The following is a 19,384-nucleotide window of genomic DNA, read 5'->3' as shown; positions in this document are numbered from 1 at the left end:
GAGGCACCACATAGCCATGATCTGGGCCGGAATCGGCGCAGGAAAGACCCACCACCACTGCGTTGCCATCGACGAGAGCGGCCACCGGCTGCTGCCACGACGCGTAGCCAACGACGAACCCGACCTCCTCGAACTCCTCACCGACGTCCTCGCTTTGGGTGACGAGGTGACCTGGGGAATCGACCTGGCCGACGGCAGAGCGGCCCTGGCCATCGGCGTCCTCTTCAACCACGACCAGTCGGTGCACTACATCTGCGGCCGGGCCATCCACCGCGCCTCCGAGAGCTACCGCGGCGAAGGCAGGACCGACGCGAAGGACGCCGCCGTCATCGCCGATCAGGTCCGCATCCGCCGCGACCTGCACTCCTTACGCACCAGCGAGGAGACCGTCACCGACCTCAGGATCCTCACCGGTAGGCGCACGGACCTGGTCGCCGACCGCACCCGCACCGTCAACCGGCTCCGCGCCCAACTCACCGATATTTTCCCAGGTCTGGAGCGGGCACTAGCCCTGACCAACACCGGTCCGCTCGTGCTGCTGACCGGCTATCAGACCCCAGCCGCCATGCGGCGGATCGGGGTCAAACGGCCGGAGACCTGGCTGCGCAAACGCAGGGTCCCTCGCGCCGACCGACTCGCCGGGACAGCCGTCGAAACCGCTGGCCGACAGCACACCAGCCTGCCCGGAAAGAAACTGACCGCCCAGCTCGTGCACACCCTGGCGGCGGAGGTGAGGGTCCTCAACCAACAGATCGCCGACATTGACAAGGCGATCGAAGCCCGGTTTCGCGAGCATCAGGACTTCAAAGTGATCACCAGCATGCCCGGCCTGGGTGTCATCCCCGGTGCCGAGTTTCTAGCCGCGACCGGCGGCGACATGAGCTTCTTCAGCAACGCGGACCGCCTTGCCGGCTTCGGCGGCGTCGCACCTGTTCCCCGCGGCTCCGGCAGGATCAGCGGCAACCTTCGCCGGCCACGCCGCTCCAACCGCCGGCTCCAACGCGCCTTCTACATCTCCGCGTTGTTCAGCATCCGTCACTGCGAGGACTCCCGCCGGTTTTACGAACGCAAGCGCGCCGAAGGCAAGCGCCACATCCAGGCCGTCCCGGCCCTGGCCCGCCGCCGGGTCAACGTCCTCTGGGCTCTCCTACGAGACGGACGGCCCTACGAGGCCGAACCACCCACTGCCCAGGCGGCTTGACAGACCGCATTACGAATCAGTGAGCCGACTGGTCATCGGCGGCGCAGAAGAGCCGGGGTTCCCCCGTACCTACGGCTCCGCGCGAATGGCGCGGGCGGGACACGTTCCCCCGGTCGCGGCCGCGCTTCCGCCCGTCCGAACAAATCCGGGGGGGGGCTCCACCCGCGGGTAGAACCGGCTGGCCTCCAGCAGCAGTTCCTCCAACCGATCGCCGAACTCCGCCGCACACTCCTCGGCAGCGGCCTGCGGCGAGACATCCAGCAAGTACAGCAACTCAGCCTACAGAGACGGCAGTTACTCCCAGAAAAGGTCAGCGACCTACGACTCCGTCACCGATCTCCGGCTCAAGGGGCCTCTACGACGGCACGAATCCAAGCTTTAGCAAAGGTCAGGCGGGTTCCCCTTTCAAGGGGATTCGAGCCGATTTTACCCGAGAGCACCGAAAGATCAACTAACCTTACGTATTGCGCGTCCCATTCCTTCACAGCCCATCCAGAGACTTAGTTCGATCTTGCGCGGACGCGCCCTCGCGGCTACGATCTCCGACATCCGAAAAAATCGGATTACCGGGTTCCGAGTTATACATTCACCTCCCTGGGCATTCCTTTCAAGTTTCGATTTTTCTTGCCGCTTGAAGCATGCCAAAAAAGGGGGTGCGTGAATAGCAGAGATGCGGGTAGCGTCTATACCCGGCACATTGGTCTAATCCCTCCGGACGAGACGGCGTCCGGGCGACACACCTCCGTCGAGTGGCACAACAAGCTCCGGATTTGAAATCGACAGGGCGATATGCCCACTGCATGTTGACTCGTCGGCCCCCCGAAGCAATGAATGAGAATGATATGAAGAAGATGAATATAGCCAAGTCGCTTCTGGTTGCGGCGGTGATTCCGACTCTACTTATGGCGGCTTCCGGGTCGGCGTCCGCCGGCACCGGGGTAACCTGGAAGAACGGCCAGACTGGTTACTACCTTCTCGCGGACAAAGCTGGAAGCGTTTGGGACAGCGACCTCACCAACGATCAAAACGTGTGGAGTGACATCAGCAACAGCGATGGCAGCTGGAATGAAGTGAACGCGTATAACGCGCAGTGTCTGACCGGATATTACCGGCAGGTCTACACCGAGAATTGCAACTATGGAACTGACGGCACGAACTGGTGGGAGCGCTGGTACGAGATCTCTACCTCGACGGGGTGGAAGCTCCAGAACAGGGAAACTGGCTACATCCTGGATGATGACGGACATGGCGATGTCTACGCAAACTCCAACGATGTCGGAAACTCGGACCACAACCAGCGCTGGCACTGATTGATGGGTAGGCGCCGCCCAATACCTGGCGCCGTCGGCTAGGTCGGATACCAACGCTTCGCCCCGTCGCCCTGCGACGGGGCGAAGCGCGGTACAGGCTGCCCCGGGGCGCAGGCAAGAGGCGTGTCGGCGGGCCGGGCACGGCTTCCGGCATGCCTTCTGTCGGGCTGCTTGGCCACTGTGACCACGTCCACCGGCTGATGCCGCCCGCGGTGATCCATCCGCCGGCCTCCCATGCCTGCTCCGGAACTTGAGAACGCGGGGGTCGTCGATCCGGCCTGGGCGGTGCCTTGACCGATACAGCAGCGCTTGGATGCTTAGCCAGTCCGGCTCGGCGGGGCTGCCCCACCGCATCCAGCTCTGCCTTCGGGCAATCTTCGGCCAGTTCCCGTCAGTTCTGGTAGTGCGATAACGACAGCACATGGATGGAATCCGTCCGCACTAATCCTCCGCTAAGCAGCCCCTTTCCGCCGGTGGCCACGAGACCGTCCAGCACTCCCCGCCAGCTTTCCGTACTGACGGGGCAGTTCCGGAACAACGACCATAAGGACGGTTCAGGCGCTTGTTTCCGCACCCATCGAAGGAACCTCTCAGGCCTGATGCAGTTCGCGACCTTTCCTCACCCCCATGACCGACTTGGCGCCTGCACGAGGAAGTCCATCGAGGCCCCGTCCCATTGCTGGAACAGCAGTAGCACCGCCCCACACACCGAAGACCGCTATTAAATCAACTATCGCCTCGAGTGGGATATATTAGTGATCCGTAAATCTAGGCCTGTGCAGGTGGCGGGCGTGGTACTGATGACCATTGCTGCGATCGGAGGATGCAGTAGTTCTGTGAATTCCACAGGGGGGAAATCCACCCAAAATTACGCCCTCCCCGATATCTCTGGGCCAGAGCCTTCGATTCCATCGCTTATCACGGAACCCAGTGGCGATCCCGCCAAGTCGATCAATTTTAAAGACGGCGGCGCAGTCATCAGACCTGACGGTTCCATGACTCTGCCGCTGGATTTGTATGACTCGGCAGATGATAAGGCAGTGATTGCGCATGCTGAGACTGCGCTCGCGCAGCAGTGCATGCGAAGCAAGGGGTTTGAGCTTCCCCCGTCTCTTGTGCGGAATACCGGACCACAGCCACCCGCGCCATTCGTCCTCTACGGGGTGATCGACATGGCCGGCGCCAAGAGTTTCGGCTATCGGGATCCAGTCAGCTTCGCTGCGTCTACGTCCCAGCCAAAAGACAGCGAAAAGATCACTCAGGCGGTGTCACAGGCCTACTTTGATAACCCTAAGACAGGTCAGATTGGATGCCAAGGCGAGGCGCATAAAAAGCTCGGCGGCGACGCCGAGATGGCGCTTTTCGTGCTTCTGCAGGACCTCCGATCAGAGGCGCTCAGCGCCGCTCACCGGGACAGCCGCGTCAAGTCGGTGACCTCCAAGTGGAGTGCCTGCATGAAGAGCGCCGGCTTCGACTACCCAGATCCGGCAGCGCCCGCGCACGACCGGAGTCTTCTCGGCCGAGGACTGCCCACTCCGCCAGGAGCGACACTGCCCCCGCCGTCCCCCGCTGAGATCGCCGTGGCCGTCGCGGATGTCACGTGCAAGCGCCAGACTCAGTACTTGCAGACCATCGCGCTGGTCAGCGCTGCGTATCAGCAAGAAATCATCGTGAGGCAGGCTCAGCGACTGCAGGACGCTCAGCGCAAGGAGAAGCAGGAAGTGGACGCCGCCAAGAGCGCGTAACAGGATCCTGGTGAGATGCGCTGGCCGGATGCAGGGCCCGGGTCGGGCATTCTCGCCCGCGGCCGACGGGACTCAAGGGACCGAGTTCCCCGCAGAGTCGGCTGAGTGCTTCCGGCCCAAGAGCACTCGGCGAGAAGGCGGTTCCTAGTGTGATGCGCCGGAAATGGCGGCCCTGCAGACACCGCCCTGCTGGTCGAAGCGGCAGACAACCGGGAACAATCCATCCCCACCGCCCACTCCCCATGCCAGGACAACGCTCAACTGACCATGTAGGACACGGTCTGAGTAGCTTTCATATATGGGTGGTTGGTGGGTTGATTTTGGTGAGCTAGTCGGCGAGGGAGTTGAGGATCTCGTCAGCGGTCTTGGTCCAGGTGAAGGGTTTGGGGTCCTGGTTCCACTGCTCAATCCATGGGCGTTTTCAGCGTGGCGCCTGATCGGGTGACGGAGTGGTGTGGGGTCGGGGTGCGCAACGACAGGGCTGCCGTGCCGTTGAGAGAGGTGTTCTCAACTCCGCAGCGCGGGAGCCCTGTTGGTTCCGCATCCAGCCTCACTCGACCTGCCTCACGCCCTGGTCGAGTGGGTCACGATGCTCATCGTCACCCGTGAGAGTGACCGGCGGTGCAAACTCCCGCCGCACCGCCGTGCGTTGGGCGCACTCGGGTATCTGCGTCGCCACGACACTCTCGCCCGTATCGCCACGGCCTTCGGGATATCCGTCGACACCGCAGGCGCCTACGTCACCGCGGTCACCGGTTTGCTCGCCGAGCAGGCGCCGGGCCTACTGAAGACGCTGCGCGCGCACGACCCGGACTTCGTCCTTCTGGACGGAACGCGTACAGACCCTGCCTCGTTCGACGGGTGCCCCTCTCACCGGTGTGATTGATGATCATGGAAGAGACATCAAGCGACTCACACCGTGACCAAGTCCGTGACCGTCGATGACCAGGCGGAACCGTCGCTGGATGCCGCGACGGTCGAGCAGAAGCTCATCGCCAGCTCGTCGCGCAGGCCCGGAGCGAGGGTCTGCAGCTGACCGGCGAAGGCGGGCTGCTGCAGCAGCTGACCACTGCGATGCCGTGGTCGTCACCCCTCGAGTGAGGGGCGGCAGGCGTGGTCACGCAGTTGATGGCTGGCGCGTTGTGCACATGTGCGGGTCGCTTTTGGCGCTGTAGGTTGGGGTACTCGCTACAACCTGTAGTCGATGGCATCAGTACCCAGCACGTTCAGCAGGGCCAGCGCCTCGGCGTCGGGTGATCCCAGCGGTGCGCTGTAGAGCACCAGGTGCTGGTCGCGGTCGGTGAGAGCGAGGTTGTCGCAGTTCACGGTGACCGGGCCCACGACCGGGTGGTGGAAGGTCTTGGTAAGCGTCGGGGCGGCTTGCACGTCGTGTCGCTCCCACAGGCGGGCGAAGTCCGGGCAGCCGTCGCGGAGTTCGTCGACGAGGACGAGCACCTCGGGATCCGTCGGAAAGCGGGCCACGGTGGCGCGCAGCTCGCTCACGACATGGAGCCGGAACTCGGAAACGTCGGACACGCCGTACACGGGACGGCCGGGGCGGTCCGCGCCGAGGAAGGCGCGGCGGGCCAGGTTGCGTTCTTCGGGGGTGATGGCCGCGAAGTCCTCCATGAGGGCGGCGGCGAGGTCGTTCCAGGCAAGCACCTCGAACGTGGCGGACACGACGATGCCGGCCGTCTGCGGCAGCCGTTCCAGGAGTGCGAGGATGCTCGGCCGCACATCCTTGCTGTGTCGCCTGTTCCGGGTCGGCGCGGTGCCCGCGAGGACGTGGAGATGGTCGGTCTCGGCGTCAGTGAGACGCAGTGCGCTCGCGATCCCGGCGAGAACCTCGCCCGACGGCCGGGGGGCGCGGCCCTGCTCCAGCCGGACGTAGTACTCAGTGGAGATGTGCGCGAGGACCGCCGTCTCCTCGCGGCGGAGCCCGGGGGTTCGTCGGCGCGGTCCGACAGGCAGACCGACGTCCTGCGGCTGGAGCCGCTCGCGGCGGCTGCGGAGGAACGCGCCCAGCTCCTGCTTGTCCATGAACCCAGTGTGTCTGGAGCACGCCGGCGGATCCTGGTACAGCTTGTGCCTGTATCCGGTGCGGCCGCCGGTCCAAGACTGTTGTCATGACGAATTCCAAGGACTTCCCCCCTGTTGGTCTGCTCGCCGGCAAGGTCGTCTTCATCACCGGCGCCAGCCGTGGCATCGGCGCCGCGGCGGCCAGGCTCTTCGCTCGCGAGGGAGCGGCGGCAGTCCTCGCGGCTCGTGGGACCAGCGCCCTCGATGAGCTCGTCGCCGACCTTCATGCGGAAGGCGGCATCGCACACGCTGTCCCCATGGACCTCGCCGACCGCGTGAGTATTCGCGCGGCCGTTGACCGGGTCGAGGAACTGCACGGAAGGTTGGACGGTGCCTTCAACAACGGTGCGGCGATCCAGCATCCCGGTCCGCTCGACACCACCAGCGACGAGGACATCGACGAGCAGTTCGCCGTGAACTTCCGTGCGCACTGGACGGCCATGAACGCGCAGGCGGCCCTCATGCGGCGTGGCGGCGGTGGCGCCATCGTCAACACGTCGAGCATCGGCAGCCGCCGCGCGAACCCGGCCCTGCCGGCGTACGGCGCGATGAAGCGGGCGCTCAACAGTCTCACCGAGACCGCCGCGGTGAGCTGGGCCCGTGACGGTATCCGCGTCAATGGCATTGCCCCGGGCGGCACCGACACCGAGATGATCGATGCGTGGGAGGCGTCGACCCCCGGCATCAAGGCGCAGGTGACCAAGTCAGTCCCGCTGGGGCGGATGGCGGAGCCGCGCGAGGTCGCGGAGGCCGCCGCGTGGCTGCTCAGCGACCGTGCCTCGATGGTGACTGGCGCGGTGCTCCCCGTGGATGGCGGAGCCGGCGCCTGACGGCAGGCACCCCTCGGAGATTGGCGCCGGACACGTTCGTCGCGGTGTCACCCCACGAAGGCCACGCGCTTCGACCTCCGGTCCGAAAGCAGTGACGAGCGAACAGCCACTGAACGTCACGACTGCCCATGATCACGCGGAAATGCTCGATCGGTGCTCGTGATCACGAGGAATTGCTCACGAAACTGCGGAACCTAGACCGGCCGCGTACCAGGCGTGGGTGGAGGCGCGGACGACAGAGTGCCGGCTCTCGTACTGGGTCCCTTAACGACGCTGAGCGCTCGTGACTACGTCCAATCAAGCTCATAAGATGACTGGCCGTCGCCGCGGAGCGCGTCGGCCAGGGCCTGGGCCTGATTCAGGGTGATACCAAGGGCGATCGGGACTTGGCGCGGGCTGTACTGGGAGGAACAGACGGGCACCGGATTGTCCACGGCAACCGTCCAGAACGGTTCCACACGCCGATCGTCCGCATCAGTCCCGAGCAGTTCCCGCGCGAACCGGGGAGCCACGTCTCCTGGTATTCCGCAGCGGGAGAGGGCCCGAGCCACGACAGCCCACGCCTCCTCTGGAGTGGCTGGGTCTCCGAGCATGGGCAGCAGGAGGAGCAGGCGCTGTGCCTGATCGACGAGACCATCGAGGTCCGACGCGCTCTCCGGCAGGCTCGCGGCGATGACAGTCAGCTCTGCCCAGGACAGTCCGGGGCCGGCCGACTCGGGCCCGCACTCCCCCAGATGTCCGAGGCGATCCCATGCCGGGTGGCGTACGGCGAACTCGACGGTGCTCTCGTCCTCGAAGTTGGCGTACACGGCGAAGGCTGTGTGTCCGCCGCCAAAAGGCACGCGGATCACCGGCCACGGCTGCTCGGCATCGCTGAGGCGATCCAGCATTGCCTCGTACGCCGACTGCGCGACACCGTACTCTTCCGCGTCCGCCGAGCAGTCCCCCATCGTCACCAGCAGGTGGGCAAGCCAAAAGGCCGGTTCGCGGGCGAGTTGCTCACCCGCGACCAGCTCGAAGTCCACGTACTCCGGAATGTCCACGATCTCCGCGGTACCGCTCATCCGAGGAGAGTATCGGGGCGTCACGGCACTCCCAGCGGTGGCCCCAGCGCCCCTCCGGAGTGCCGTCGGACCCGGTGATCGTTGCTCAGTGGTTCAGAGAAGTAACCAGGCCAAAACTGATCACACCCGACCAAACAGGACTAGACATATAAAAACTCCACGAACTCTCTGATCGGAGATCCTCTGGGATCTCAAATCCCGTGGCCGAATCACAGGAGCAATGGCCAGTCCGTGGCCGAACGGCCACGGATGTGCCTCCCTGGTCAACCCGCTCACCCCTTGGAGTACGTCAGGCGCGACCGAGACCTTCAATGGACCAATCGGCTCGATCGATCCTGCCCGGCGAGTGAAGGATCCGACGACGCCTGTGCGATCCCGCGGAGCCGTAACCGACCTACGCACGGCACACCGGAATTTACTAAGGCGGGTTTATAAGTTAGCTTTAGTATTGTGATGGACGAACTGGACTCCGAAGGAGTCGCCTCCGATCTCCTCGCGAGCATCAGCGTGCTGGTGCGGCGCGTACGCCAGATCCCGACCGGGAGCGGCCTGTCGATGCCCGAGCGCGGCGCCCTGTCCCGGCTGGACCGCACGGGCCCCACCACCTCCTCGGCGCTGGCCCGGGAGGCACAGATCACGGCGCAGGCCATGGGGGCGACCCTCTCCGTGCTGCAGGAGCGCGGGCTGGTCGAGCGCCGCAGGGATCCCGACGACGGCAGGCGCGTCGTTCTGTCGGTGACCGCGGCCGGCAGACAGGCACTGCAGGACAAGCGCAACGAGCGCGCCGAACTCCTCTCCCGCGCCCTCAGCAGTGGCGACTTCACCCGGGCCGAGCTGAAGCAGCTCGCCGCGGTCGCACCGCTGCTCGAGCGGCTCGCACGGAGTATCTGACGCCTGTCGGCCGATGAGGGAGCAAGCCCGTATGACAGTTCTTTCCCGAATACGCACCCCTCGCCGGGCGTCCGAGGACCGCTACAAGTGGACCGCTCTGACGAACACGACCGCCGCGGTCTTCATGTCCGCGCTGGACGGCTCCATCGTGCTGATCTCGCTGCCGGCGATCTTCCGTGGCATCCACCTCGATCCGCTCGCGCCGGGCAATATCGCGTACCTGCTGTGGATGATCATGGGTTACCGGCTGGTCCAGGCCGTTCTGGTGGTCACGGTCGGCCGGCTGGGCGACATGTACGGCCGGGTCCGGATCTACAACAGCGGCTTCGCGGTCTTCACCTTCGCCTCGGTCCTGCTGTCCTTCGACCCCTTCGACGGAGGGCACGCGGCGATGTGGCTGATCGCCTGGCGGGTGATCCAGGCCGCCGGCGGGTCGATGCTGACCGCCAACTCGGCGGCGATCCTCACCGACGCCTTCCCCGGGGAGCAGCGCGGCTTCGCCCTGGGCATCAACCAGGTCGCGGGGCTGGCGGGCATGTTCATCGGCCTGGTCGCCGGGGGTCTGCTGGCCGCCTGGGACTGGCGCGCGGTGTTCTGGGTGAACGTGCCGGTCGGCGTGTTCTTCACCGTGTGGGCGTACCGCACCCTGCGCGAGACCGGGCAGCGCGGGGGCGGCCGGATCGACTGGTGGGGCAACATCACCTTCGCGGTGGGCCTCAGCGCGGTCCTGATCGCCGTCACCTTCGGGCTGCAGCCGTACCAGGGTCACACCATGGGGTGGACCAACCCGCTGGTCGACACGCTGATCTTCGGCGGGCTGGCGCTGCTGGCTGCTTTCGTCGTCATCGAGCGGCGCTTCGAGGCCCCCATGATCGACCTGAGCCTGTTCCGCCGGCGGGCCTTCGCTTTCGGCAACCTGGCCGGCCTCGCCATCTCGATCGGCCGCGGCGGCATGCAGTTCTTCCTGGTCATCTGGCTGCAGGGCATCTGGCTACCGCTGCACGGCTACGACTACGTCGACACCCCGCTGTGGGCGGGCATCTTCATGCTGCCGCTCACCGCGGGCTTCCTCACCGCAGGGCCGGTGTCGGGCTATCTGTCGGATCGCCTCGGCTCCCGGGGCCTGGCCACCGGCGGGGCGGCGCTGTTCGGCGCCAGCTTCCTCGGCCTGATGGTCCTGCCGATCAACTTCAGTTACTGGATCTTCGCAATGCTGATCGCGATCAACGGGATAGCCAGCGGGATGTTCGCCTCCCCCAACTCCTCGTCGATCATGGGCAGCGTGCCCACGGAGCTGCGCGGCGTGGCTTCGGGGACGCGCGCCACTTTCCAGAACTCCGGCACCGCCGTCTCGATCGGCGTGTTCTTCTCCCTCATGATCGCCGGACTGGCCGACAGCCTTCCGCACTCTCTCAGCACCGGCCTGCAGGGGCAGGGTGTGCCGGCAGACATCAGCACCCAGATCGGCCACCTTCCCCCAGTGGCGTCCTTATTCGCAGCCCAGTTGGGCGTCAACCCCATCCAGCACCTGCTCCAGCCCAGCGGGGCCCTGCATCATCTGACGGCGGCGCAGCAACACGCCCTGACCGGCCACGAGTTCTTCCCGACCCTGATCTCAGGGCCCTTCCACTCCGGCCTCGTCGTGGTGTTCGCCTTCGGCGCCACCCTCGCCTTCCTCGCCGCAATCGCCTCACTGCTGCGCGATGCGGGCATCGAGCCCGGCAAGTAGTCGACAGCCTCAATCCCTCTACTCATTCCCTGTGATTCCCCACGGATCCCTACGGAAGCAGTCACCATGACACTCACCGCAATCGACCCCACAACCGCATTGGTCGTCATCGACCTGCAGCAGGGCATCGTCTCCGGTCACCCGGGCCCGGAGACCACCGCCACCGTGCGGCACAGCGCGCAACTGGCCTCCGAGTTCCGGCAGCACGGCCTGCCCGTCGTGCTGGTCAACGTCACCGGACGGGCGCCGGGACGTACCGAGACCACCCGGTCCGCCGACGACGGCACGCTGCCGCGCAGCTGGGCCAAGCTCGTCGACGAGCTCGACGTCGGGCCGGCCGACCACTTGATCAGCAAACGTCGGCGCAGCGCCTTCCACGACACCGGGCTCGATACGCTGCTGCGGGATCTGGGCGTCACCCAGGTCGTGCTCACCGGCATCGCGACCAGCTCGGGCGTCGAGTCGACCGCGCGTTCCGCCGCCGACCACGGCTACCACGTCGTGCTGGCCACCGACGCCATGAGCGACCCGGATGCCGACGCCCACCGCCACAGCATCGAGCGCGTCTTCCCCAAGCTCGGCGAACGGGCCACCGTCGCCGAGATCACCGCCGAACTCAACACCCGTACGGAGGCAGCCCGATGACACTCCTTGGCCGACTGCTCCGCAACCGCCGCGCCGGCGAGACCCACACCGCATGGAATCAACCCAACCTCCAGGGCCCCGAGCTGCTGAAGCTCACCAGCGAAGGCTTCGGCGACTGCGAGGCCATGCCGAAAGCGCACGGCGCGAAGAACATCGGCGGCGGCAACCTCTCCCCGCAGCTGTCCTGGAGCCCGCCCCCGCCCGGCACGGGTCAGGTACTACTAGTCGTCGAAGACCTCGACGTGCCGCTGCCCAAGCCCGCCGTGCACTGCGTCGCGCTGATCGACCCGGCACTCGAAAACCTCGATACGGGCGCCCTCGGCGCACGGCAGCCGACCGCGGGCGTGCGGCCGCTGCGGTCCACCATCGGACGCGGTTACCAGGGCCCCAGCCCCATCAAGGGCCACGGTCCGCACCGTTACGTCTTCCAACTGTTCGCCCTCGCGAGCCCCGTGGACGTGGCATCAGTGGACAAGGCCCGGCCCCACGCCCTGTTGTCCTCACTCACCGCGCCCGTTCTCGGCCGCGGCCGACTCACCGGCACGTACGAACGCTGAACCGATTACCGAAACACCGAATCCCTGGCCCTACCCCCACCGCGCACGGCCCGAAGATGGGTGGCGCACAGCCGCTCTTACTCATCTCACTCGGCAGCCATCAGCTCCCGTGCCTGCGCGTGGGCGTGCGCATCCCCGGGTCGGCCTGCACTCAGGCCGACCGCGACCGGTCCGATCGAGGCTCAATCGGTTCGTACGGGAAGATGGCCACAGTCCTGAGACAGGCACGTGGCCATCTCGCTATGACCACCGAAATCCCGACAGGTCACGGCACTGGAATGTGACAGGGGATTTGAGATCTCCGAGATCCAGCCTAGGCCGCGCCTGGTTGCGCGGCACGTCGCTCGGCGCCGGGAGTCCACCCGGCGGTGGCCAGGCGGCGCCGAAGCTCCTCCTGCGAGACGTCTTCCACATGGGTCAGAAATACCCACATGTGACCTGAAGGGTCCTTGAGGATGACGGTGCGGTCACCGTGGAACATGTCCTTCGGCAGCTGGAGGATCTCAGCGCCGGCGGCTTCTGCGCGCTCCGCCAGGCAGTCGACGTCCGGCACGAAGACATGCAGCGTGACAGACGTACCTCCGCCGAGCGAGGTCGGCGCGGCGAACGAGGCGGCCTCCGCCTCGTCCACGCTGGCGTCGCCCAGCATCAGGGTCGACCGTCCGATGGTGATCTCGGTGTGCAGAATCCCGCCGCCCGGAGCGTCGATCCTGAAACCCTCACGGGCGCCGAACGCCCGCTGGTAGAAATCGATCGCTGCGGCGGCGTCGTCGACCATGATGTGCGGGATCACGGCATAGCGGTAGCGGTCGGGGATCTCGATGTGGTCTGTGCGCTCGGTCATGGCGAACTTCCTTGAAAAGGCACCGCTGGTCGGATCCCGCGGCTCTGGAAGGACCCTAAAAGCTCAAGTTTGATTGAGGTCAAGTGTCGTTGTGGCCCTGCAAGTCCTGCCTGCAGAGCACCTGCAGGCCCTGCCCTGCCAATCGGAAGGCACAGCTCGCCAACTCGAGTGCTCATCCGCCAGCAGAGGCGTTGAGTCACATCAGGCATGGAGATCACGATCTACGGCTGGAGTAAGCAGAAACGGTCACGCCGCACCACAGCGGACGTCTCTGCCACCTCCACCGGCCGGCTCCTACCCGGACTAGCCGACTGGCCTGGAAGGTCCTCATGTGCCCCGACCCGGTACACACCTGGCTCACCGCCAGCCACTGGGAAGACGCCATACCCCCCCTCGCCACTTGGGCCGGCCTGTGGTCCACCCACCACCACACCTACCGCTACCCCCGCCCCAGCAGCCTCTACAACGTCACCGCAAACTGCCGCCTCCTGCTACACCGACTCCACCCGACCGCCAACGACCAACGCCCCCTCTAGCGCCGACGAATATGAGAAGAACCGAGCCAACTTCTTCCACGGGCATCCCAGCCTCCACATCCCACGATGCGGGACCAGACAGGCAGACGACGAGGGGCACGGCCTCCCGGTCCGTTCATCCCGCGGCACGGGGGTCGGAGTTCGACGTCGGTGACGCCGGCAGCGCTTCCGCAACCCTTCGCAGCCCAGACACCCGATTGATCAGCCTTCGGACACGCGACAAGCTCCATGCCATTTCCACCTGATGACCCACGAGCCCGCGACCCTGCGGCGTCCAGGACTGCTGTCTTTCCGGGCGCCGAGATCCACGGGGAGCCCCCTCAAAGCGGAGCCTGAGCGACACCATGTGACCATGCCGATATGACATCTGGTCGCATCATCTTCCTCAATGGCACCTCCAGTTCGGGGAAGTCGAGCATCGCCCGGGAGCTTCTGGACGTCCTGGACGACGGCGTGTTCTTCCACCTGGCAGTCGACAGCTTCAACGCGATGCGCAGCAAGCGGGAACTCGGGGCGGAGGAACTCGATGCCGCACTGCGGCGCACCAGGATGGGCTTCCACCGCTCGATCGCGGCCATGGCGGAGGTGGGCAACGACATCGTGGTCGACCATGTGCTGAGCGAGCCGTGGCGACTGCTCGACTGCCTGACAGTGCTGCCGCCCGAGGACGTACTGTTTGTCGGCGTCCACTGCCAGCCGGACGAGCTCGTCCGCCGCGAGCTGGCCCGGGGCGATCGTCCTCCGGGCCTCGCGGCGCACCAATATGAGCTGGTCCACGTCCACGAAGACTACGACCTGGAGTGCGACACCAGCACAGCAGGCCCACGCGAATGCGCACAGCGGATCAAGGAATTCCTCCCGCACCGCCCCAGCCCCACCGCTTTCACTCGCCTCCGCCGACGCCACCTGACGGACAGTCAAGAACCACCGAAGACGGAGCACGACCTCCTCGGCTTCGACTAACGCACGACCACGTCACGCTGGACTTCCGCAGAAGCCAGGTGCGGTGAGAATCCCGAGCCACGGCAGTCTCGCACCAACTGACAAACCTGTAGCTCAGAACAAGATCCACAGCCAACTTCGCTGCGACGGGACAGGCTGGTCGGTGCCGCGGGGCCGGTGGCAGGTGTCCTGGCCTCGGTGCCGGCGTGACAACAACGCTGCTGTCTCATCGGTGACAACAAGCGTGTCCCGCACGCCGTCGAGCGCCAGGCCGTCGGGCACCTGGTGGCAACTACCGTGTCCCGGCACACGCCGGAAAAGCGTGGCTGTGAGTACGTTGCGCCCGTAGGGTCGCACGGCAAAAAAGCGGGGTTGCTGATGGGCAACAAGGTCGTGGCCCTGCCGGAGAACCCGAAGGGCGAAGCGCTCGAGGACTACATAGCCGCACTGTTCCAGGCATCTGGTCACTTCGTGGAGAAACAAATCATCGAGTCGGATCCGGCCGACATCCTCGAACTCGGCATCTTCGCCACCGACTACGGGCCTGAGAAGGCGGTGCGCCGGCTGATCGAGGCGAAAGGCGGAGGCTGGGGCTTCGCCGAACTGCTCAATGTGGGGGGTGGATGAAGTATCTGGGCCTTGAGCACGAGGCCCGCCTGCTCGAACAGCACAGCCGGCGAACACCCCGTCTGACAGTTATCGATCTTTCCTGAAGTTCCGGCGTACTGCAGTGACACTCCCGCTGATGTGGTGCCCTTCTTGAGGAATCCCGTGTCGTCGATGATCAGTGCACCGTCCGGACCCAGGTGCTCGGCGACGTATTCGCGCACGTCGTCCCGCACCGCGTCCGCGTCTCACCGGGGGCCGTTCAGTAGATGCTGCAGCCCCGCGGGATCACGATGACCTGCGTACTCCGCCAACTGCCAGCCGTTCTTCCGGCTCACCGGCGCCAGCAGCCCCGGCACCGGTCGTGCGATCGGTGGCGTCGTGGCTGGGGGTTGGGTGGTGTCAGTGCCGTGCGGCGGCCGGGGCGGTGGCGGGGTGGTCGGTGTCACCGTGCCAGGTGGGCCAGCCGAGGAGGCGGGGGCGTTCGGTGACCCAGCCGCGGGTGTCGGTGCCGATCTCCTGGTTGATGAGGTCTTCGAGGAGGGCGCGGTAGTGCTCGAGGAGCTCTCGGTGGGCGGGGTCGGCGGCGAGGTTGTGTGTTTCGTGCGGGTCTTCGGCGCGGTCGTACAGAACGACGTCGTTGTCCGCGAGCAGGGCGTGGGTGGTGGCGGGCCGGTTGGGTTTGAGGGGGGAAAAGTAGCGGCCGAAGGTGTAGCGGGCGTCGCTGTAGCCGCGCAGGAAGCCTCGCTTGTGCCAGTCGGGACGGAGTTCGCCGGCCTGGATGCGCCGCGGTGCGTCGGGGTCGGCGAACTCGAACCAGAGGTCGGCGTCCAGGGCCATCACGGACTCGACTGCGGTGAGCACCCCCTCGCGTACCGTCCCGCCGTCCAGGACAGGCATCAATGAGTGGCCCTTGAGGGCCGGGTAGCGGGTGCTGGTCTCCGCGCGGTCCAGACCGGCGCACGCAAGGAGGGTGGGCGCGATGTCGACGGCGGAGGCGAGCGCACCTGTCCGCGTCCCGCCGGTGATGTCGGGGTGGCTGAGGATGAATGGCACGTGGAAGTTCTCGTCGTAGACCAGGTTGCCCTTCTGGCGCAGCCGGTGCGAACCGGCCATCTCACCGTGGTCGGAGGTGAAGGCCACGACGGTTCGGTCGGCTTGGCCGGAAGCTTCCAGGGCGTCGAGGACGAGGTCGATGCTGCGGTCGACGTCGCGGATGGCGTTGAGGTAGAAGTTCAGGCCAGCGTACCAGTGTTCGTCGTCGGCGACGGGGCCGAAGACAGTGTCGAGCATGCGGGCGAACTCGGCGGCCGCCGGTGCGGCGCCGGACAGGTCGTCGCGCAAGCTGGCGGGCAGGTCGAAGTTCCAGCGCCGCTGATATGTGGGGATCTCGGCGGCGGCCTTACGGACGAAGGCGTTGGCCAGCGCCCGTGCGCGGACCGCCGCCTGGCGGCTCAGGGTTGTTGCTTTCGATGCCACACCGGCACGTCAACGTCGCCGTCCCGCACCGCAACCGACACGCCGTCAGCGTCCTCGATCAGGTGACCGTTCTCCGTGTCCATCAGGGGTCCCTTCTGAGCGGGTGCCCACCTGATTCATGGCACGCCCTATCGCCCGCCTGCGGTGCTGGGTCCCTCACCATGTACAGCATCAGCGCGAGTTCAGACTTGCCCGCGCCGCGCGGCAGGTGGTGCAGGTGCCTGTCCTCAAGGGAGGAGTCACCCGCGATGCCGGAGACGCACGGCCAGGGCCGGGCACTGGTTGACGGCGCGGCGGGCACCGTGCTCCTGCCATGGGGCGACCGGGATGGTGGTGGAAGTGGGGTAGCCGTGCGGGCCGAGGCGAATGAGGTCGGGGGTGAGAACAGCGCACAGACCATGGCCGACGCAGCGGGACCAGTCCACCTCCAGCCGTGCGCCCTTCGCAGACGGGAGGGGCAGTACTCCGCGTACGGGCAGGCCGCAGCCGGGGCCGGAAAGGTGGGCGTCGATGTCCTCGGAGAAGACGTGCAGCGCGGTGAGCAGGAAGCGGGCCGTGCCGTCCGGGTGCGAGCAGGCGCCACCGGCCTGGGCCGCGCCGAGGGCTCGCCGGGCGTCCTCCAGTGCTGCGGGCTCGGCAGCACCGGCGGCCAGCATGGCCAGGGCTTCGGCGGCTTCGGGCAGGCCGCGTTTACACGGTCCGCACTGACCGGTGGACTCGGCCGCCAGCCAGGCCGCGACCCGGGCGGACTCGCCGAGCGGGCAGGTGTCGTCGGGGAGCGTGACGATGGCGCCCGCGCCGAGGGTTCCACCGAGGCCGGCGAGTCCGGCGCGGGAGAGAGGCGCGCCGACGGCGTCCGACGGGTGCAGCCAGGCACCGTGGTAGCCGCCCACCAACACGCCGATGCCCGGCCTGAGGCCGCAGGCGTCCAGTACCTGGCCCAGCGGGGTGCCGGTCGGAACCTCGACGACGAGCGGATCGGTACCTGGCCGGTTGACGGTGAGCAGGATGGTGCCGGGTTCGGCGGCGGTGCCGACGGCCGCGTAGGCGTTGGGTCCGAGCCGGGCCGCGATGGCGAGTTGGGCCCATGTCTCGGCGTTGGAGAGCAGCGTCGGCCGACGACGCACCCCGCCCGCTGCGCCGTCGGCCGCGCGGGCCTTCAGCGGCGCCGGTGCCACCGGCAGACCGTTGATGCCCCGGATCAGGGCCCCCGACTCGCCGGAGACGAAGCGTTCGGGGAGGCATACGGTCCGGGCCTTGCAGGGAAGTTCGCGCTCGGCGAGGGCTGCCGGGACCGATATCTCGCCGGGGCTGCCCGCGGCGACGCCGATCACGATCTCCTCGGCGCCGAACGCGGCTGCGGCCAGGCAGGCGCCGTCCAGGACCAGATGAGGCGTGCGGGCGAGGAGCATCTTGTCCTTGGCGCTGGCCGGTTCGCCCTCCGCGCCGTTCACCACGACGACCGGCGGCGCGCCGGTGCGGTCGGCGGTGGCGAGTGTTGCCCGGGCCTTGCGGGCGAACGGGAAGCCTGCGCCGCCGCGGCCGGACAACTCGATGGACTCGGCGAGGGCGAGCAGACCACTCCTGTCCAGTTGGCGCAGTAGCGGGTGGACACGGGTGTGGGCGGCGAGGTCCAGGCGCTGGTAGCTGTCCAGGCCGGCGGTCAGCCGGGCAGTGTCCAGCCAGCGCACCTCGGGCAGCTCCAGCGGGGCGTTCTTCACTCGCTGCCCCCCGGCTGAGCCAGGTACAGCGGCCTGGGCGCTGGTCTCGCGTGTTTGGGCTGCCTGGGCAGGCCGTCACTCTGAGCGGACCGGCGAGTCGCTGTCGTCGCTGCAGCGGACTGGGCAGCCCAGGCGGTCGGGGGGATGCCGGTTGCTGACCGGGTGGCCAGGGCGGTCAGCGCGGCCGGACGGACGGTGGCGGGCCGATATGCCTTGGCGCCACGCCGCCGTCGGCTCAGGGTCCGGCGGCGGCCCAGGTAGGAAAGGACACGGACCATCAGTGCGAGCGCCACGAAAGCCGCGCACAGGCCGTATCCCCAGAGCACCCACGCGTGCGCCTTGCGCCCCGCCGTCAGCCCGTGCGCCAGTGAGACCGGCCAGCAGAGGTACGCCATCGAGTGCAGCACCCGCCACAGCCAGGGATGGCGGCTACCGGCGAACCGGCCGCGGAGCACGCCGGTGGCCGTGATCAGGACGAGCAGGTCGGTGGCGATGGTGCCCAGGCCGACCGCGAGGGCGGTGCCGCCGGTGAAGGGGACCACGGCGGTCTGCGGAGCGGCGTGCCGCTCGAAGACCTTGACCGCGACGTGGGTGGCCAGGAAGCCGAGCGCCGCGACGGCGCTCGCCCGGTGCACCGACTGCACGGCCACCCGCAGCCGGGGAGTCAACACCAGCCGGTCGGTGGCGGCGAGCCCGCATGTCACCACGGCGGTCAGCGAGAGCAGGGTGAAGACTCCGGCGAAGTAATCCAGGAAGGCCATCATCCGGCTGGCCACTCCGGCCGACGCGGCGCCGGTCACAGGACGGGCGAGCAGGACGACGCTGGACATGGGGCACCTTCTTCCTTGTATTCGGGTCACGCACGAGGCCGTGGCACGACCGGATCGGGGTTCGACATACCCACGTCGGGAAAGGGCGCCGCCGGGAAGCGTGCCATCGGCGGCCGACACGACAGGGTCATGGTTAGCCCGTACCGCCGCCTGATCACAATGGTCCCGGTACGGCCCAGGTTCGTAGCGAGGCTCGACCACGGCGCCGGTTCCATGGCACGTGGCGGCATTTCTCATCCACGACCGTGTGTAGTAGACGCCGGAAGCAGCGTGACCAGACTCACCCGCGCGAAAGCCAAGGCGGTGTCGAGATGCTGGGCCAGGCGATCACGGGCTTTGCCCCCCCGATCTTGGACACACGAGACACTGAGCGCT

The 19,384-nt window shown here is 66.9% G+C and carries 16 protein-coding genes and 2 pseudogenes; 11 read left to right on the top strand and 7 right to left on the bottom strand.

Translation table 11 applies throughout. The annotated features are described in order from the left end of the window. Nucleotides 1–10: 10 nt before the first annotated feature. The 4 genes and pseudogenes from OG522_RS35185 to OG522_RS35170 form a co-directional block, all read left to right on the top strand. Nucleotides 11–1,201 (top strand): IS110 family transposase, encoded by a 1,191-nt coding sequence (locus OG522_RS35185; protein ID WP_329467856.1) that lies wholly within the window; start codon nt 11–13, stop codon nt 1,199–1,201. An 842-nt stretch (nt 1,202–2,043) separates the two neighbouring features. Continuing rightward, complete coding sequence (locus OG522_RS35180) at nt 2,044–2,511, top strand: hypothetical protein (protein ID WP_329467096.1); 468 nt, start codon at nt 2,044–2,046, stop codon at nt 2,509–2,511. A 791-nt stretch (nt 2,512–3,302) separates the two neighbouring features. Further along, on the top strand, nt 3,303–4,256 hold the full coding sequence (locus tag OG522_RS35175; protein WP_329467095.1) for a hypothetical protein: 954 nt from the start codon (nt 3,303–3,305) through the stop codon (nt 4,254–4,256). A 532-nt stretch (nt 4,257–4,788) separates the two neighbouring features. Then, nucleotides 4,789–5,091: pseudogene (locus OG522_RS35170) on the top strand (helix-turn-helix domain-containing protein); the annotation flags it as partial. Nucleotides 5,092–5,444: 353 nt separating this feature from the next. Here OG522_RS35170 and OG522_RS35165 read toward each other — a convergent pair. Continuing rightward, nucleotides 5,445–6,296, bottom strand: coding sequence for a helix-turn-helix transcriptional regulator (locus tag OG522_RS35165; RefSeq protein ID WP_329467094.1), 852 nt, complete (start codon nt 6,294–6,296; stop codon nt 5,445–5,447). A gap of 86 nt (nt 6,297–6,382) precedes the next feature. Between OG522_RS35165 and OG522_RS35160 the strand changes: the two genes are divergently transcribed. After that, on the top strand, nt 6,383–7,165 hold the full coding sequence (locus OG522_RS35160) for an SDR family NAD(P)-dependent oxidoreductase (RefSeq protein ID WP_329467093.1): 783 nt from the start codon (nt 6,383–6,385) through the stop codon (nt 7,163–7,165). 287 nt (nt 7,166–7,452) lie between these two features. Here OG522_RS35160 and OG522_RS35155 read toward each other — a convergent pair whose 3' ends face one another. Then, a complete protein-coding gene (locus tag OG522_RS35155) occupies nt 7,453–8,229 on the bottom strand; it encodes a hypothetical protein (protein ID WP_329467092.1) in 777 nt (258 codons plus the stop codon). Between the two features lie 453 nt (nt 8,230–8,682). Between OG522_RS35155 and OG522_RS35150 the strand changes: the two genes are divergently transcribed. The 4 genes from OG522_RS35150 (at nt 8,683) to OG522_RS35135 (ending at nt 12,051) form a co-directional block, all read left to right on the top strand. Continuing rightward, complete coding sequence (locus OG522_RS35150) at nt 8,683–9,120, top strand: MarR family winged helix-turn-helix transcriptional regulator (RefSeq protein ID WP_329467091.1); 438 nt, start codon at nt 8,683–8,685, stop codon at nt 9,118–9,120. A gap of 31 nt (nt 9,121–9,151) precedes the next feature. Beyond that, on the top strand, nt 9,152–10,849 hold the full coding sequence (locus tag OG522_RS35145) for an MFS transporter (RefSeq protein ID WP_329467090.1): 1,698 nt from the start codon (nt 9,152–9,154) through the stop codon (nt 10,847–10,849). 66 nt (nt 10,850–10,915) lie between these two features. Further along, nucleotides 10,916–11,494 (top strand): isochorismatase family protein, encoded by a 579-nt coding sequence (locus OG522_RS35140; protein ID WP_329467089.1) that lies wholly within the window; start codon nt 10,916–10,918, stop codon nt 11,492–11,494. Continuing rightward, nucleotides 11,491–12,051, top strand: coding sequence for a YbhB/YbcL family Raf kinase inhibitor-like protein (locus tag OG522_RS35135; RefSeq protein ID WP_329467088.1), 561 nt, complete (start codon nt 11,491–11,493; stop codon nt 12,049–12,051). The genes OG522_RS35140 and OG522_RS35135 overlap by 4 nt, the downstream gene beginning before the upstream one ends. A gap of 313 nt (nt 12,052–12,364) precedes the next feature. Here the strand turns inward: OG522_RS35135 and OG522_RS35130 are convergent, their stop codons facing one another. Then, the gene (locus tag OG522_RS35130; protein ID WP_329467087.1) at nt 12,365–12,895 is read right to left on the bottom strand and encodes a VOC family protein; all 531 of its coding nucleotides are present in this window, start codon (nt 12,893–12,895) and stop codon (nt 12,365–12,367) included. An 896-nt stretch (nt 12,896–13,791) separates the two neighbouring features. Between OG522_RS35130 and OG522_RS35125 the strand changes: the two genes are divergently transcribed. Both OG522_RS35125 and OG522_RS35120 read left to right on the top strand, forming a co-directional pair. After that, nucleotides 13,792–14,394 (top strand): chloramphenicol phosphotransferase CPT family protein, encoded by a 603-nt coding sequence (locus tag OG522_RS35125; RefSeq protein ID WP_329467086.1) that lies wholly within the window; start codon nt 13,792–13,794, stop codon nt 14,392–14,394. A gap of 276 nt (nt 14,395–14,670) precedes the next feature. After that, nucleotides 14,671–15,000: a hypothetical protein gene (locus OG522_RS35120; RefSeq protein ID WP_329467085.1), complete on the top strand. Its 330-nt coding sequence runs from the start codon at nt 14,671–14,673 to the stop codon at nt 14,998–15,000. Here the strand turns inward: OG522_RS35120 and OG522_RS35115 are convergent. From OG522_RS35115 to OG522_RS35100, 4 genes and pseudogenes are all read right to left on the bottom strand, one after another. After that, a pseudogene (locus OG522_RS35115) lies at nt 14,994–15,350 on the bottom strand (transposase); the annotation flags it as partial. The gene OG522_RS35120 and the pseudogene OG522_RS35115 overlap by 7 nt on opposite strands. 31 nt (nt 15,351–15,381) lie before the next feature. Next, a complete protein-coding gene (locus OG522_RS35110; protein ID WP_329467084.1) occupies nt 15,382–16,458 on the bottom strand; it encodes a sulfatase-like hydrolase/transferase in 1,077 nt (358 codons plus the stop codon). 239 nt (nt 16,459–16,697) lie between these two features. Beyond that, the gene (locus tag OG522_RS35105; RefSeq protein ID WP_329467083.1) at nt 16,698–18,179 is read right to left on the bottom strand and encodes an NADH-ubiquinone oxidoreductase-F iron-sulfur binding region domain-containing protein; all 1,482 of its coding nucleotides are present in this window, start codon (nt 18,177–18,179) and stop codon (nt 16,698–16,700) included. Beyond that, complete coding sequence (locus OG522_RS35100) at nt 18,176–19,009, bottom strand: hypothetical protein (RefSeq protein ID WP_329467082.1); 834 nt, start codon at nt 19,007–19,009, stop codon at nt 18,176–18,178. The genes OG522_RS35105 and OG522_RS35100 overlap by 4 nt, the downstream gene beginning before the upstream one ends. Nucleotides 19,010–19,384: the final 375 nt, after the last annotated feature.

The sequence above is a fragment of the Streptomyces sp. NBC_01431 genome (assembly GCF_036231355.1).
Taxonomy (GTDB): Bacteria; Actinomycetota; Actinomycetes; order Streptomycetales; family Streptomycetaceae; genus Streptomyces.
This window is presented reverse-complemented; position numbering and strand designations above follow the sequence as displayed.